Raw genomic sequence first — 13,256 nt, 5'->3', positions numbered from 1 at the left:
GGTCGGACAGCCCGCCGCGCCTGTGGAGAACTCGGCGGCCACCCGGGCCCGCACAGGTCCCGGAGAGTTCAAGGGGCCCGGTCATATGACCGGGCCCCGCTCCCTCCCCCTCCGGCAGAGCTCCCCGATCCCCCCAGATCCCTCCCCAGGAGCCCTGACGCCAAGTACGACTCTTCTCACCCCGGAAGGGTTGCACGACTGCGGGCAGTTATTTTTTCGGAATCTCGAAATGCCGACATAAAGGGGCACCCTTAGCGTTTTCACCATGAGTCACGATGTGTTTCAGCAGGACGTACTGAACGAGCTGGGGGACGACCGGCTCCATGAGATCGCGGGCCTGCTCGGCACGGACCCCGGGCAGGCTTCGCGCCTCGTGGACACGTCCGTGTCCGCGCTCTCCGGAGGCCTGCGGGAGGCCGCCGCGACACCGGAGCACGCGGAGGAGGTACGACAGGCCGTCTCCGAGGTGACCGAACCTCCGCTCGAGGGCGTCGCGACCCTCGGCGGCGGGCTGCTGAGCGGCAGTCTGATGGCAGGCGTGCTCTCACGGCTGGCCAGACCCGCCGCCGCGGCGGTCGCCAAGAAGACGGGCCTTCCCTTGGCCACGGTCAGCCGGGTGCTCGAACTGCTGGTTCCCGTGGTCCTGACCGTCCTCACGAAGCGCGCGGCACAGCGCAGGCCGGCCGGGGCGGCTCCCGGGGCCTCCGGGGCCGCTTCCGGCTCGCCCGGCTTTTCCGGTGCCTCTCAGGGCAGCCTCGGCGATGTGCTGGGCGACCTGTTGGGCGGCGGCCCCAGGAAGCAGTGAGCCGCCGCGCGCCCCAGGGCCGTCCCGGCGCGCTACAGCACGTGCCGGACGTAGCGCGCCGCCGTCTCCGCCAGCAGCACCACCCCGTCGAGCGTCCACAGCTCATCGTTGAAGAGCTCCACCTCGACCGGGCCCGTGTAGCCCGCCGCGTCGACGCGTTCGCGCCATGCGCGCAGGTCGATCGCGCCCTCGCCCAACTGGCCCCTGCCGTTGAGCACCCCCTCCGGCAACGGAGTGATCCAGTCGGCCAGTTGGAACGAGTGGATCCGCCCGCCCGCGCCGGCGCGCTCGACCGCCGCGGGCGCCTGGTCGTCCCACCAGATGTGGTAGGTGTCCACGACGACGCCGACCTGCTCGGCGGGGAAGCGTTCGGCGAGGTCGAGGGCCTGGGTGAGCGTGGAGACGGCGCAGCGGTCCGCCGCGTACATGGGGTGCAGCGGTTCGATCGCCAGCCGCACACCCCGCTCCCCTGCATACGGCGCGAGTTCGCCCAACGCGTCCGTGATGCGCTCGCGCGCGCCCGGCAGGTCCTTGCTGCCGGGCGGCAGCCCGCCCGAGACGAGGACGAGCGTGTCCGTGCCCAGGGCGGCCGCCTCGTCGACGGCCGCGCGGTTGTCGTCCAGGGCCTGTGCCCGCGCCGCGGGGTCGGTCGCCGTGAAGAAGCCGCCACGGCAGAGCGTGGTGACCGTGAGTCCCGCGTCCCGCACGAGCTTGGCGGCGGCCTCGATGCCGTACGCCCGCACCGGTTCGCGCCACAGTCCGACGCCGGGCACGCCGAGCCGTACGCAGGCCTCCGCGAGCTCAGGCAGAGTGAGTTGCTTGACGGTCATCTGGTTGATGCTGAACCGGGAGAGGCTGTGGGTCACCGTGCGACTCCGTACACCGTGAGCAGGGATCGCATCCGGGCCTCGGCCAGCGCCGGGTCTGGGAACAGCCCCAGCCCGTCCGCCAGTTCGTAGGCCCGTGCGAGATGCGGCAGCGATCGCGCGGACTGCAGGCCGCCGACCATCGTGAAGTGGGACTGGTGGCCCGCCAGCCACGCCAGCAGGACGACGCCCGTCTTGTAGAAGCGGGTCGGCGCTTCGAAGAGGTGGCGTGACAGTTCGACCGTCGGGTCGAGAAGTTCACTGAAGCCCTTGGCGTCGCCGGTGTCCAGGGCGCGTACGGCTTCGGCCGCCACCGGCCCCAGAGGGTCGAAGATCCCGAGCAGGGCGTGGCTGAAGCCCTGGTCGTCGCCCGCGATCAGTTCGGGGTAGTGGAAGTCGTCGCCCGTGTAGCAGCGCACGCCGTCGGGCAGGCGCCGTCGCAGGTCGATCTCGCGCTGCGCGTCCAGCAGCGAGATCTTGACTCCGTCGACCTTGTCCGGGTGCTCGGCGATGACCTGGAGGAAGGTCTCGGTGGCCTTGTCGAGGTCCGCGCTGCCCCAGTAGCCGTCCAGAGCGGGATCGAACATCGGTCCGAGCCAGTGCAGGATGACCGGCTCGCTCGCCTGCCGCAGCAGGTGCCCGTAGACGGTCAGATAGTCCTCCGGGGTGCGGGCGGCCGCGGCCAGGGCCCTGGAGGCCATGAGGATCGCCTGCGCCCCGCTCTCCTCGACGAGCGCGAGCTGCTCCTCGTACGCCGCGCGCACGGCCTCGAGGTCCGCGCCGGCGCCCGTGAGCTGGTCGGTTCCGGCTCCGCACGCGATGCGGCCCCCGACCGCCTTCGCCTCGGCGGCCGAGCGCCGGATGAGCTCCGCGGCGCCCGCCCAGTCCAGTCCCATCCCCCGCTGCGCGGTGTCCATGGCTTCCGCGACGCCCAGTCCGTGCGCCCACAGGTGACGCCGGAAGGCGAGGGTGGCGTCCCAGTCGACGGCGGCGGGGCCGTCGGGGCTGGTGTCCGCGTACGGGTCGGCGACGACGTGGGCCGCCGAGAAGACCGTACGGGAGGCGAGCGGAGCACTGCCTACGGAGCAGGCAGTGCTCGTGCGTTCGGCTCGCGGCTCGTACGTGCGGAGCGTGCCGTCGCCGCCCGGCAGCAGGATGGTCACAGCGTCAGCTCCGGAACGTCGAGCCGGCGTCCTTCCGCCGACGACCTCAGCCCGAGCTCGGCGAGCTGCACGCCGCGCGCGCCGGCGAGCAGATCCCAGTGGTACGGCTCCCCGAGGGCGACATGGCGCAGGAAGAGCTCCCACTGGGCCTTGAACCCGTTGTCGAAGGCCGTGTTGTCGGGCACTTCCTGCCACTGGTCGCGGAACGACTCGGTGGCGGGAAGATCCGGGTTCCACACGGGCTTCGGCGTCGCACTGCGGTGCTGTGCGCGGCACCGTCGCAGCCCGGCGACGGCCGAGCCGTGGGTTCCGTCGACCTGGAACTCGACCAGCTCGTCGCGGTTCACGCGCACGGCCCAGGAGGAGTTGATCTGGGCGACGACCCCGCCCTCCAGCCGGAAGACGGCGTACGCGGCGTCGTCGGCCGTCGCCGCGTAGGGCTTGCCCCGCTCGTCCCACCGCTGCGGGATGTGGGTCGCGACCTGCGCCTGAACGCTCGTCACCCGGCCGAACAGCTCGTGCAGTACGTACTCCCAGTGCGGGAACATGTCGACGACGATGCCGCCGCCGCCCTCGGAACGGTAGTTCCACGAGGGCCGCTGGGCCTCCTGCCAGTCCCCCTCGAAGACCCAGTAGCCGAACTCTCCCCTGACGGAGAGGATCTCCCCGAAGAAGCCGCCCTCCACAAGGCGCTTCAGCTTCAGCAGTCCCGGAAGGAAGATCTTGTCCTGGACGACGCCGTGCCTGATGCCGGCGGCGCGGGCGAGCCGGGCCAGTTCGAGGGCGCCTGCGACATCGGTCGCGGTGGGCTTCTCCGTGTAGACGTGCTTGCCCGCGGCGATCGCCTTCTTGATCGCCTCGGCGCGCGCCGAGGTGACCTGGGCGTCGAAGTAGATGTCGACGGACGGGTCGTCGAGCACCGCGTCCAGGTCCGTGGACCACTCCGTCAGCCCGTGGCGCTCGGCGAGCTCACGCAGGGCCTGCTCGCGGCGGCCCACCAGGACGGGCTCGGGCCAGAGGATCTCGCCGTCGCCGAGGTCGAGGCCGCCCTGCTCGCGGATCGCGAGGAGGGAGCGCACAAGGTGCTGCCGGTATCCCATGCGTCCCGTAACGCCGTTCATGGCGATCCGCACTGTCCTGCGTGTCACGAAGATGCCTCCATGTTCCGTCGTCCCCTCGTTTCCTTGCGTCCTCGTGTCTTCGATACGGTCGCGAAACGGTGACAGCAAGCGCTTTCTATGCGCTATGACGCTAGCCTGCGCACAGTGGCCCTGCAAGGGCTCAGCCCGATCTCCCCCGGAGGAAAGCGATGACAGTCACGCTGGCGGATGTGGCGGCCCGCGCCCGGGTGTCCCCGGCGACCGTCTCCCGGGTACTCAACGGCAACTACCCCGTCGCCGCGACGACCCGGGAGCGGGTGCTCCGCGCCGTCGACGAGCTGGACTACGTCCTGAACGGGCCGGCCAGCTCGCTCGCCGCGGCCACGTCCGACCTGGTCGGCATCCTGGTCAACGACATCGCCGACCCGTTCTTCGGGATCATGGCCGGAGCCGCGCAGACCGCGATCGGCGAGGGGGCTTCCGGGCGGGCGGGCGGCGAGAAGCTGGCGGTCGTCTGCAACACGGGCGGCTCCCCCGAACGCGAACTGACCTACCTCACCCTGCTGCAGCGGCAACGGGCCGCGGCGGTCGTCCTCACCGGAGGGGCGCTGGAGGACCCGGAGCACATCGCCGCGATGTCGGCGAAGCTGGCGAGGCTCGCGGACGCGGGTACGACGGTGGTGCTGTGCGGCCGGCCGCCCGTGCCGGGCGGGTCCGTCACGGCGACCCTCGCCTTCGACAACCGGGGAGGCGGGCGGCGGCTCACCGAGCACCTGATCACGCTGGGGCACCGGCGGATCGGGTACGTGGCCGGACCCGCGGAGCGGACGACGACCCGGCACCGGCTCGAGGGCCACCGGGCGGCACTCGCCGCGGCAGGGCTCGACAAGGCCGCCGAGGATCACGCACGGCTCACCGTGCACGGCTCGTACGACCGGCGTTCGGGCTACGACGCCACGTTGGAGCTGCTGCGCCGCGACCCGGATCTGACGGCGGTCGTCGCCGCCAACGACACGGTGGCACTGGGCGCCTGCGCCGCTCTGCGGGATCAGGGCCTGCGCATTCCGGAGGACGTCTCGGTTGCGGGCTTCGACGACCTGCCGTTCTCGGTGGACGCGGTCCCGGCCCTGACGACGGTACGGCTGCCGCTGCACGAGGCAGGAGCACGGGCAGGGCGGCTGACCCTGGGCAAGGAGACGCCTCCGCCCGGGGGCATCGCGACGATCGGTGCGGAGCTCATGGCACGGGCGTCGACGGCGCCGCCGAAGAGGCGGTAAAAGGCCGGACCCGGCTCGAGGCCCGAGGCCCGAGGCCCTGCGCGAGGGCGGATCGGGACGGAGCGGGGTGGGCGAACAAGGGCCCGGGAGCGGCCCGACGGGGGCGCGGCAAGGCTCGGGAGCAGAGTTGTCCACAGGCCTTGCCGGGCATCTTCACCTCCACCTAGCCTTTGACTCAGTCAACGAAAATGGGGGCTGGGTCATGGCCGTTCACGAGATCCGCGCTTTCAACCGCTTCTACACGAACCTCATCGGCGCGCTCGACTACAGCAAGCACCTGTACACGCCGTACACATTGACCGAGTCGCGCGTTCTCTACGAGCTGGCGCACGCCCCGCGCACCGATGCCGCCGACCTCCGGCTGGAGCTCTCCCTCGACGCGGGGTATCTGAGCCGGCTGCTCAGCAAGTTCGAGCGCGACGGTCTGGTCGAGCGGGCCCCGTCGGAGGCGGACTCGCGGCGCCAGCGCATCACGCTCACCGAGCGCGGACGCGAGGCGACCGCGCTGCTGGACGAGCGGTCGCGGGAGGCCGTCGGCAAGCTGCTGTCCGCCGTGCCGGCGGACGACCGATCCCGTCTGACGGAGGCGATGCGCACGGTGCGGGACATACTGGGCGAGGCCCGCCCCGACCAGGACCGACACCGCGAGGGCCCCGTGCTGCGCGACCCCGTGCCCGGCGATCTGGGCTGGATCGTCCAGCGCCACGGCGCGCTCTACGCCGCGGAGTTCGGGTGGAACGCCGACTTCGAAGGCCTGGTCGCCCGCATAGTCGCCGACTTCGCCCAGGACCACGACCCGCATCTGGAGCGGGTGTGGATAGCGGAGATGGACGGCCGCCCGGTCGGTTCGGTGATGTGCGTACGGGACGAGGCGCCGGCCACCGCCCGGCTGAGGCTGCTGCTGGTCGAGCCGGAGGCGCGCGGGCACGGCCTCGGGGACCGGCTGGTGGGCGCGGTCGTGGACTTCGCCCGCGAGGTCGGCTATCGGGAACTGGTGCTGTGGACGAACGACGTACTCGGCGCCGCCCGCAAGATCTATCAGCGCGCCGGGTTCACTCTTGTCGCCGAGAAGCCCCACCGTTCGTACGGGGTGGATCTGGTCGGCCAGGACTGGCGGCTCCCCCTCCAGGAAGGATCACCCCAGTGAGGCTCGCCTTCTCGACGCTCGGAGTTCCCGGGATGTCCGTCCCCGAAGTGGCCGCCCTCGCCGCCGCGGCCGGCTACCAGGGAGTGGAACTGCGGGCCCACCCGGAGGAGCCGGTCCACCCGGGCATCGGTATACGCGAACGGGCCGCGGTGGTGGACGAGTTCGCTCGCGCAGGCGTGGAGATCCTGACGGTCGCCGGCTACGCCCGGGTGGCGGCCGCGGGCGACGACGAGGCCGTGCGCCAGGAGCTCGACGAACTGCTGTGGCTGGCCAGGGACTTGGGGGCCTCGTTCATACGGGTCTTCCCGGGCGGCGGCGACCAGGACCAGGAGACGGCGGACGCGGCAGCCGCGCGCCGGCTGGCAGCGGCGGCGGAGACCGCGGCGGGCCTGGGCGTGCGGATCCTGCTGGAGACGCACGACTCGCACCGCACGGGTGCGGCGGTGTCCCGCGTCCTGGGCACGGTCGGCCATCGGCACGTGGGCGCGCTGTGGGACGTCATGCACCCCTGGCTGGACGGCGAGGCCCCGGCCACCACCGATGCCGCCCTCGCCCCGTTCCTCGGCTATGTCCAGGTCAAGGACGTCGCTTCGCGGGAGGATCTCGGCCCACTCCCCCTCGGTGCCGGCGTCCTGCCTCTCGCCGAGTGCCTGGCCCTCACGGGCGAGGAGGGCTGGGTCTGCTGGGAGTACGAGAAGCGCTGGCATCCGCAAGCGCCGGACCTGCCGGGGCTGCTGTCGGCGGGGCGGAAGCATCTGGAGTCGCTGTCCGCGCCAGGGAGGTGAGCGCGACCCCGCCGACGAGGAGGGCCGCCGCGCACCAGCGGAGGGGGGTGACCGACTCGTCGAGGAACAGGGCGGCGGACGACATGCCGAAGACGGGCACGAGGAGGGAGAACGGGGCCACGGACGAGGCGGGGTGGCGACGGATGAGCCAGCCCCAGGCCCCGAAGCCGAAGATCGTGGTGATCCAGGCGACATAGACGATGACGCCGACGCCCGGCCAGTCGAGGGCGCGGAGTGCGGCGAGGTCCCGGTCGGGGCCCTCCATCAGAAGGGAGAGGAGGACCAGGGGGAGTACGGGCACGACCGACACCCAGACCATGAAATTGAGGGCGTCGGGCGGGGATGCCTTGCGGGTCAGGACATTGGAGACGCCCCAGCAGGCCGCCGCTGCGATCACGAGGGCGAAGCCGGTCAACGGGCCCGAGCCGCCTTCGTCGACCGCTGCCACCGCGATGCCCGAGAGGGCGATGAGCATGCCGAGCATGCGCGTTCCTCCCGGCCGCTCGCCCAAGGCCAGGAACGCGAAGAACGCGGTGAAGACGGCCTGGATCTGAAGGATCAAGGAGGACAGTCCGGCCGGTGCACCTTCGTTCATACCGGTGAAGAGCAGCCCGAACTTGGCGACGCCCAGCACCAGGCCGACGGCGATGATCCACTTCCAGGCCACCTTGGGGCGGCCGACGAAGAACACCGCCGGAAGAGCGGCGACCAGGAAGCGCAGGGCCGAGAAGAGGAGAGGGGGGAAGTGATCGAGGCCGATCTCGACGACAACGAAGTTCACGCCCCAGACCGCGGCGACGAGGGCGGCGAGAGCGACATGGGAGGGGCGCATGCGTCGAGCTTCGCCTGCGGCAACCATGTAGCACCAGCGCGGATTGCTACATGGTCGGTGGAAGCAGCGCTAAAGGGCAGTCGTCGGCGGGCTGATGAGACGGGGTCACATCGGCATCATCCGCACCTTTATCCAGGAATAAGAGGAATCTTCGCAATGCGGGGAACCTGCGGCGCTCCCGCCCCGTCCAAGTGCCGTCCTGCCGGTGAGTCACCGCAGCGCGGTGTCGGCCCTCGCTGTCGGCCGCGATCGCTGACTCCCCTCTCCAGCCGCCTGCGGCCGGCAGGGCACACCGCCACCGGCGCGCCCCCTCCCTAGCGCCGGTGGCGGCCCTCCCGGCCCGGCCCGGTCCGCCCGGCCCCCGGCCCCCGGCCCCCGGCCCCAACCTCCGGCTCCGCCCCCAGCTCGCCCGGCCTCCGGCACCGGCTCCGACCCCGGCTCCGGCTCCGGCTCGCCCACCCGGCCTCCGATGCCGCCCGTCCCGACACGCCACGCCCGCGCACCGCCCTTCCCTGCCACACCCCTTGACTGGCAGTTACTTTCCGGATATCCGTGGCTCCTTGGAAGTTTCCTTCACGGGAGGAGCATCAGTGCAGGACCGGACCACCCCCTCCAGACGTACTCTCCTCGCCGCGACCGCCGCCGGAGCCGCGGCCGTCGCTCTCGCCCCGGCATCCGCCCTCGCTTCCGGCCGGGGCGACGCCGAAGCCGCCACGCGTGACCACCTCAAGCGCCTCATCTCCCGGATGAGTCTGGAGGAGAAGGTCGGCCAGCTCTTCGTCATGCGGGTGTACGGGCACTCCGCCACCGCGCCCGACCAGGCCGACATCGACGCCAACCTCACGGAGATCGGCGTCAGGACCGCCGCCGAGCTGATCGAGCGTTACCACGTGGGCGGCATCATCTACTTCGCCTGGGCGCACAACACCCGCGATCCCCACCAGATCGCCGACCTCTCCAACGGCATCCAGCAGGCGGGCCTCGCCCAGCCCACTCCCCTGCCCCTGCTGATCTCCACCGACCAGGAGCACGGCATCGTCGCCCGGGTCGGCAAGCCCGCGACTCTGATGCCGGGTGCGATGGCGCTCGGGGCCGGCGGTTCGCGCTCACGCGCCCGCGAGGCCGCCCGGATCGCGGGCGCCGAGCTCGCCGCGATGGGCATCACGCAGAACTACGCGCCGGTCGCCGATGTGAACGTGAATCCTGCCAACCCCGTGATCGGCGTTCGCTCCTTCGGCGCCGACCCGCAGGCCGTGGCCGGGCTCGTCGCCGCCCAGGTCCGCGGCTACCAGGGCGCGGGCATCGCTTCCACGTCCAAGCACTTCCCGGGGCACGGCGACACCAAGGACGACAGCCACTACGCCCTGCCCACCATCCACCACACGCGTGAGCAGTGGAACGAGCTGGACGCACCGCCGTTCCGTGCGGCCATCGCCGCCGGGATCGACTCGATCATGACCGCGCACATCGTGGTCCCCGCGCTCGACCCGAGCGAGGACCCGGCGACGCTCTCCCGGCCCATCCTGACGGGCGTCCTGCGCGAGGAACTCGGCTACGACGGGGTCGTGGTCACGGACTCGCTCACCATGGCCGGAGTGCGCCAGAAGTACGGCGACGAGCGCGTCCCCGTGCTCGCGCTGAAGGCAGGCTGCGACCAGCTGCTCAACCCGCCGAGTCTGAACATCGCCTGGAACGCCGTCCTCGAAGCGGTCAGGAGCGGCGAGCTGACCGAGCAGCGCATCGAGGAATCGATCCTGCGCATCCTCCTCCTCAAGGCGAAACTCGGCCTGTTCCGCGACCGCTTCGTCTCGCACATGGGCGTGGACCGCACGGTCGGCACCCGCAGCCACCTCGCCGCCGCCGACCGGATCGCCGAGGAGACCACCACCCTGCTGGCGAACGAGAACGGCTTCCTGCCGCTCTCCCCCCACAGCCACTCCGACGTCCTTGTCGTCGGCGCCGACCCGGCGTCCCCCTCCGGCACGACCGGTCCGCCCACCACCACCCTTGCCAAGGCCTTCACCGAACAGGGCTTCACCGCCACGGCGCTGTCCACCGGCATCACGCCGACCGCCGCGAAGATCGACGAGGCGGTGGCCGCGGCGGCCGGCAAGGACGTCGTGGTCGTGGGTACGTACAACGTCTCGGCGACCAGCCCTCAGCGCACACTCGTGTCCCGGCTCGTCGCGACCGGCGTTCCCGTGGTCACGGTCGCCATCCGCAACCCGTACGACATCGCCCAGTTGACCGGCACGGGTCTCGCCGCCTCGCTCGCCGCGTACAGCTGGACGGACGTCGAACTGCGCGCCGCCGTACGGGTGATCGCGGGTCGCGCGGAACCGGAGGGCACACTGCCGGTACCCGTGCAGCGTGCGGACGATCCGGCACAGGTGCTGTACCCCGTCGGTCACGGTCTGACGTATCGGACGTAGCGCGGCGTACGCCGCACCACCGGCGCACGACCCCCGCACGACGGAAAGCCCCCGGCTCCCCTGGCGTGCGCCCGCTTCCGCGGGCCACGCTGGGACGGACCGACCGGGGGGAATTGCATGCGTATGCGGCGACTGGGTGTTGGGGTGGTGTGCGCCGCGCTCGTCATCATGGGCACGGTCGGATGTCAGCGCTCGCCGGGGCGCGGCGGCTCGGACGCGGATGGTCTCCGGCAGACCGGGAGCGGGCCGGTGCACCCGTCCGGGTACGGGGCGGTGTTCCTGGGGCCCGGCGACTGCAGCAACACCGGCGGCGACGACGTCCGTGAGGTGCCGTGCACGAGCGAGAGGGCGTCCGCCCGGGTCGTCGCGCGGTACGAAGGGCGCCGGGCGGGCGGGCCCGCCTGCCCGGCCGCGACCGACTTCGTCCTGCACATCTCCGAGAGCCGGCCGTCTGCCGACGAGGACGGCGACGGGGCCGTGCCGCGCGGCTACGCGTGCATGCGCAATCTGGAGGCGCCGCATCCGGGCGACCCGGGCGGGGGCGGCGGACCGCACACCGTGCCCGGCGACTGCGTCTACACCTCCCGCAAGGGGCAGGTGAAGGAGACGGCGTGCGACGGGTCGGGCGAGCGGCGGCCCGAGTTCGAGGTGGCGTCCGCGGCGGAGAAGCGGTCGCAGTGTCCGCCGTCGACGGATCTGTACGTCCACTTGGTGGGTGAAAGGCCGGTGGGCTGCGCCCGCCGTGTGTGACGCACACACGGCGGACACAGCCCACCCAGAGCCTCGGCCACGGACTACGGCCGAAGCGTGAACGGCTCCCGCTCGATGTCCTGCCTGTCCAGCAACGCGTCGGGCTTCGTCAGCCGCTTCGCCTTGGACGGGTCGGCCTGGACGGCGGCCGGCGCGACGCCCGCCCACTCCAGGATCCGGGCGGTGGCCTTCGCCTTCTGCTCGGGGTTCAGACCGGCCACGTTGGCACCGTGGTTGGCACCAGGGGCGGTGAAGACGTAGCTGTCACGCGCTCCCTTGCCCAGGCGGAACGGCTCCGCGCCCCACGGGTCGTTCTGCCCGTAGACGAAGAGCATCCGACGCGCGTTGTGCCTGACCCAGCTGTCCACGTCGTCCATGACCCACGGCTTGAACCGCATGGGGATGTCCCGCGGCACGAAGTTCCGCGGCGGCTGGTAGCCGTAGCGGCTCAGGCCCTTGAGGTGCGACTGCTCGATGTCGGGCGAGCCCAGCTCGGTCCCGGCCTGGTAGTAGTACGGCGTGTACGGGGCCAGTCCCTGGTCGGTGTAGAAGGAGAAGCCGGAGATCGCGTCGATGCTGTCCCAGATCTCCTGGTCGGTGGCGGTGGAGGCGACCGGGATCGTGTCGCAGTCGGCCACGAGGCTGTACTGCCAGAAGGCCCAGGTGTAGTCGAGAACGACGGCCTCGAACGCCTTGTCGAGCGAACCGACCGTGGTGAAGGTGTAGCCGTTCTCGGCCGCGTAGTCGGTGTAGCGGGCTTCCAGCGGCTTGCGACGGACGAGGGCCTCGCGCTGCACCGCGTTCAGCCTGTCGCGGCACTCCTTGGTGCCGACCTTCGCGAGGAACCGGTCGTAGGCCGAGTCCTCGTTGTTGTTCACGTCGTTGGGAGCGACGTACGCGACGACGCCGTCCATGTCACGCGGGTAGAAGCGCTCGTAGTAGGTGGCAGTCATACCGCCCTTGGAGCCGCCCGTGGAGATCCACTTCTTGTCGTAGATCTTCTTCAGCGCGGTGAAGACACGGTGCTGGTCGCTCGCGGCCTGCCAGATGTCGAGCTTGGACCAGTCGGCCGGATCGGGCCGCGACGGGCTGAAGAAGCGGTACTCGAGGTCGACCTGGTTGCCGTCGACGATCTGGGTGGGCTCGCGGCGGCGGGGGGTGGTGCCCACGTTGTAGCCGCTGGTGTAGAAGACGGTCGGCCGGGCCGCGTCCTTGTGCAGCACGGTGATGCGCTGCTGGAAGGTGCCCTTGGACGGATGCCGGTGGTCCACCGGCTGGGTGTAGTTGAGGACGAAGTAGCGGTAGCCGGGGTACGGCTTCTCCTCGATCAGGCTCATTCCGGGGATCGCGAGGATCCGGTCCTTGATGTCGGTGGACACTCCCGGTGAGCCGGTGGCCGGATCGGCGGCGGTGGCCGCGCTCGCCGTCGCTCCGGCCATGCCTATGAGCACGACCAACGACAGCAGCCATCTCAGCGTTCTGCGCATGCACCCTCCCCTTGGTTCACAACGGTCGCGGTGAACCTAGCGGGCGCAACACCCGTATCGCCAGACCCGGTTGCACGGCCCGGGCCCGCTCGGCAGTGGGCTCAGCAGAGAATCCAGCCGGTCGATGCGCTCTTCCCGGCGATCGAACCCGATGCGCGCACGCAGCGGTTGAGCGCGTGCACCGTGACCGGCCCTGCCTGTCGGGTGAAGCGCCCCTTGTCGACGGCGGCACGGCCGCCGCGCGGCTGGAGGGACACCGACATGGCCCGTCGGGTGCCGGGCTGCTTGGCGACGGCGAGGGCGCACACGTACTGCCGGGTCTTGTAGAGGCGCAACTCCCCCGTGGCGAACCCCACGGTCTTCGACGGGCGCCCGGAGCACGCGGACATGGCCGCCGCGTTCTGCACCCCCGGACCCGTCAGTGACAGAGCCGCGACGACCGCGAGCACCGCGAGTACGCGCACCACCAGTCTTCCGAACACCCTTGCTCCCCTCGGACACCAAGCCGTACTGACGTACGACGCAACAAGGGCCCGGACGGTTGCCGTCCGGGCCCTGCGCGTCCGTGTCCGGCCAGGCCGGAAGGGCCGGCACAGGCGGAATGGCCGGCGC

At 71.3% G+C, this 13,256-nt stretch carries 11 protein-coding genes and 1 pseudogene; 6 read left to right on the top strand and 6 right to left on the bottom strand.

What is annotated here, in order from left to right; genetic code table 11:
- The first annotated feature begins 265 nt into the window (after positions 1–265).
- The gene (locus ACWCP0_RS19010) at positions 266–805 is read left to right on the top strand and encodes a DUF937 domain-containing protein (protein WP_451079945.1); all 540 of its coding nucleotides are present in this window, start codon (positions 266–268) and stop codon (positions 803–805) included.
- A gap of 32 nt (positions 806–837) precedes the next feature.
- Here ACWCP0_RS19010 and ACWCP0_RS19005 read toward each other — a convergent pair whose 3' ends face one another.
- The 3 genes from ACWCP0_RS19005 to ACWCP0_RS18995 are packed head-to-tail and all read right to left on the bottom strand — an operon-like array spanning position 838 to position 3,982.
- Positions 838–1,635, bottom strand: coding sequence for a sugar phosphate isomerase/epimerase family protein (locus ACWCP0_RS19005; protein ID WP_451079999.1), 798 nt, complete (start codon positions 1,633–1,635; stop codon positions 838–840).
- Positions 1,636–1,667: 32 nt separating this feature from the next.
- Positions 1,668–2,834, bottom strand: coding sequence for a dihydrodipicolinate synthase family protein (locus ACWCP0_RS19000; RefSeq protein WP_451079944.1), 1,167 nt, complete (start codon positions 2,832–2,834; stop codon positions 1,668–1,670).
- Complete coding sequence (locus ACWCP0_RS18995) at positions 2,831–3,982, bottom strand: Gfo/Idh/MocA family protein (RefSeq protein ID WP_451079943.1); 1,152 nt, start codon at positions 3,980–3,982, stop codon at positions 2,831–2,833. Before ACWCP0_RS18995 ends, ACWCP0_RS19000 begins: the two co-directional genes overlap by 4 nt.
- Before the next feature lie 161 nt (positions 3,983–4,143).
- Between ACWCP0_RS18995 and ACWCP0_RS18990 the strand changes: the two genes are divergently transcribed.
- The 3 genes and pseudogenes from ACWCP0_RS18990 to ACWCP0_RS18980 form a co-directional block, all read left to right on the top strand.
- Positions 4,144–5,211 (top strand): LacI family DNA-binding transcriptional regulator, encoded by a 1,068-nt coding sequence (locus ACWCP0_RS18990; RefSeq protein ID WP_451079942.1) that lies wholly within the window; start codon positions 4,144–4,146, stop codon positions 5,209–5,211.
- A 202-nt stretch (positions 5,212–5,413) separates the two neighbouring features.
- Positions 5,414–6,358, top strand: coding sequence for a bifunctional helix-turn-helix transcriptional regulator/GNAT family N-acetyltransferase (locus ACWCP0_RS18985; RefSeq protein ID WP_451079941.1), 945 nt, complete (start codon positions 5,414–5,416; stop codon positions 6,356–6,358).
- Positions 6,355–7,134 (top strand): annotated as a pseudogene (locus tag ACWCP0_RS18980) (sugar phosphate isomerase/epimerase family protein); the annotation flags it as partial. The gene ACWCP0_RS18985 and the pseudogene ACWCP0_RS18980, both read left to right, overlap by 4 nt.
- Here the strand turns inward: ACWCP0_RS18980 and ACWCP0_RS18975 are convergent.
- The gene (locus ACWCP0_RS18975; protein ID WP_451079940.1) at positions 7,016–7,975 is read right to left on the bottom strand and encodes an EamA family transporter; all 960 of its coding nucleotides are present in this window, start codon (positions 7,973–7,975) and stop codon (positions 7,016–7,018) included. The pseudogene ACWCP0_RS18980 and the gene ACWCP0_RS18975 sit on opposite strands and share 119 nt — an antisense overlap.
- A 590-nt stretch (positions 7,976–8,565) precedes the next feature.
- Here ACWCP0_RS18975 and ACWCP0_RS18970 point away from each other — a divergent pair.
- Together ACWCP0_RS18970 and ACWCP0_RS18965 are read left to right on the top strand one after the other, a co-directional pair.
- A complete protein-coding gene (locus ACWCP0_RS18970; protein ID WP_451079939.1) occupies positions 8,566–10,407 on the top strand; it encodes a glycoside hydrolase family 3 protein in 1,842 nt (613 codons plus the stop codon).
- Between the two features lie 117 nt (positions 10,408–10,524).
- Entirely contained in the window at positions 10,525–11,157 is a 633-nt protein-coding gene (locus tag ACWCP0_RS18965; RefSeq protein WP_451079938.1) for an LppU/SCO3897 family protein, read from the top strand.
- A gap of 44 nt (positions 11,158–11,201) precedes the next feature.
- On the opposite strand, the gene ACWCP0_RS18960 is transcribed toward ACWCP0_RS18965, so the two are convergent.
- Positions 11,202–12,644: a S28 family serine protease gene (locus ACWCP0_RS18960; RefSeq protein WP_451079937.1), complete on the bottom strand. Its 1,443-nt coding sequence runs from the start codon at positions 12,642–12,644 to the stop codon at positions 11,202–11,204.
- Positions 12,645–12,745: 101 nt separating this feature from the next.
- Entirely contained in the window at positions 12,746–13,126 is a 381-nt protein-coding gene (locus ACWCP0_RS18955; protein ID WP_451079936.1) for a hypothetical protein, read from the bottom strand.
- Between the last annotated feature and the right edge of the window lie 130 nt (positions 13,127–13,256).

Source organism: Streptomyces sp. NPDC001970, from assembly GCF_053594115.1.
This window is presented reverse-complemented; position numbering and strand designations above follow the sequence as displayed.

Excerpts from the sequence above, each read along its gene's own strand:
- ACWCP0_RS18985 (WP_451079941.1), top strand. The coding sequence starts at position 5,414 with ATGGCCGTTCACGAGATCCGCGCTTTCAACCGCTTCTACACGAACCTC.
- ACWCP0_RS18975 (WP_451079940.1), bottom strand. The coding sequence starts at position 7,975 with ATGCGCCCCTCCCATGTCGCTCTCGCCGCCCTCGTCGCCGCGGTCTGG.
- ACWCP0_RS19005 (WP_451079999.1), bottom strand. The coding sequence starts at position 1,635 with ATGACCGTCAAGCAACTCACTCTGCCTGAGCTCGCGGAGGCCTGCGTA.
- ACWCP0_RS18990 (WP_451079942.1), top strand. The coding sequence starts at position 4,144 with ATGACAGTCACGCTGGCGGATGTGGCGGCCCGCGCCCGGGTGTCCCCG.
- ACWCP0_RS19010 (WP_451079945.1), top strand. The coding sequence starts at position 266 with ATGAGTCACGATGTGTTTCAGCAGGACGTACTGAACGAGCTGGGGGAC.
- ACWCP0_RS18960 (WP_451079937.1), bottom strand. The coding sequence starts at position 12,644 with ATGCGCAGAACGCTGAGATGGCTGCTGTCGTTGGTCGTGCTCATAGGC.
- ACWCP0_RS18965 (WP_451079938.1), top strand. The coding sequence starts at position 10,525 with ATGCGTATGCGGCGACTGGGTGTTGGGGTGGTGTGCGCCGCGCTCGTC.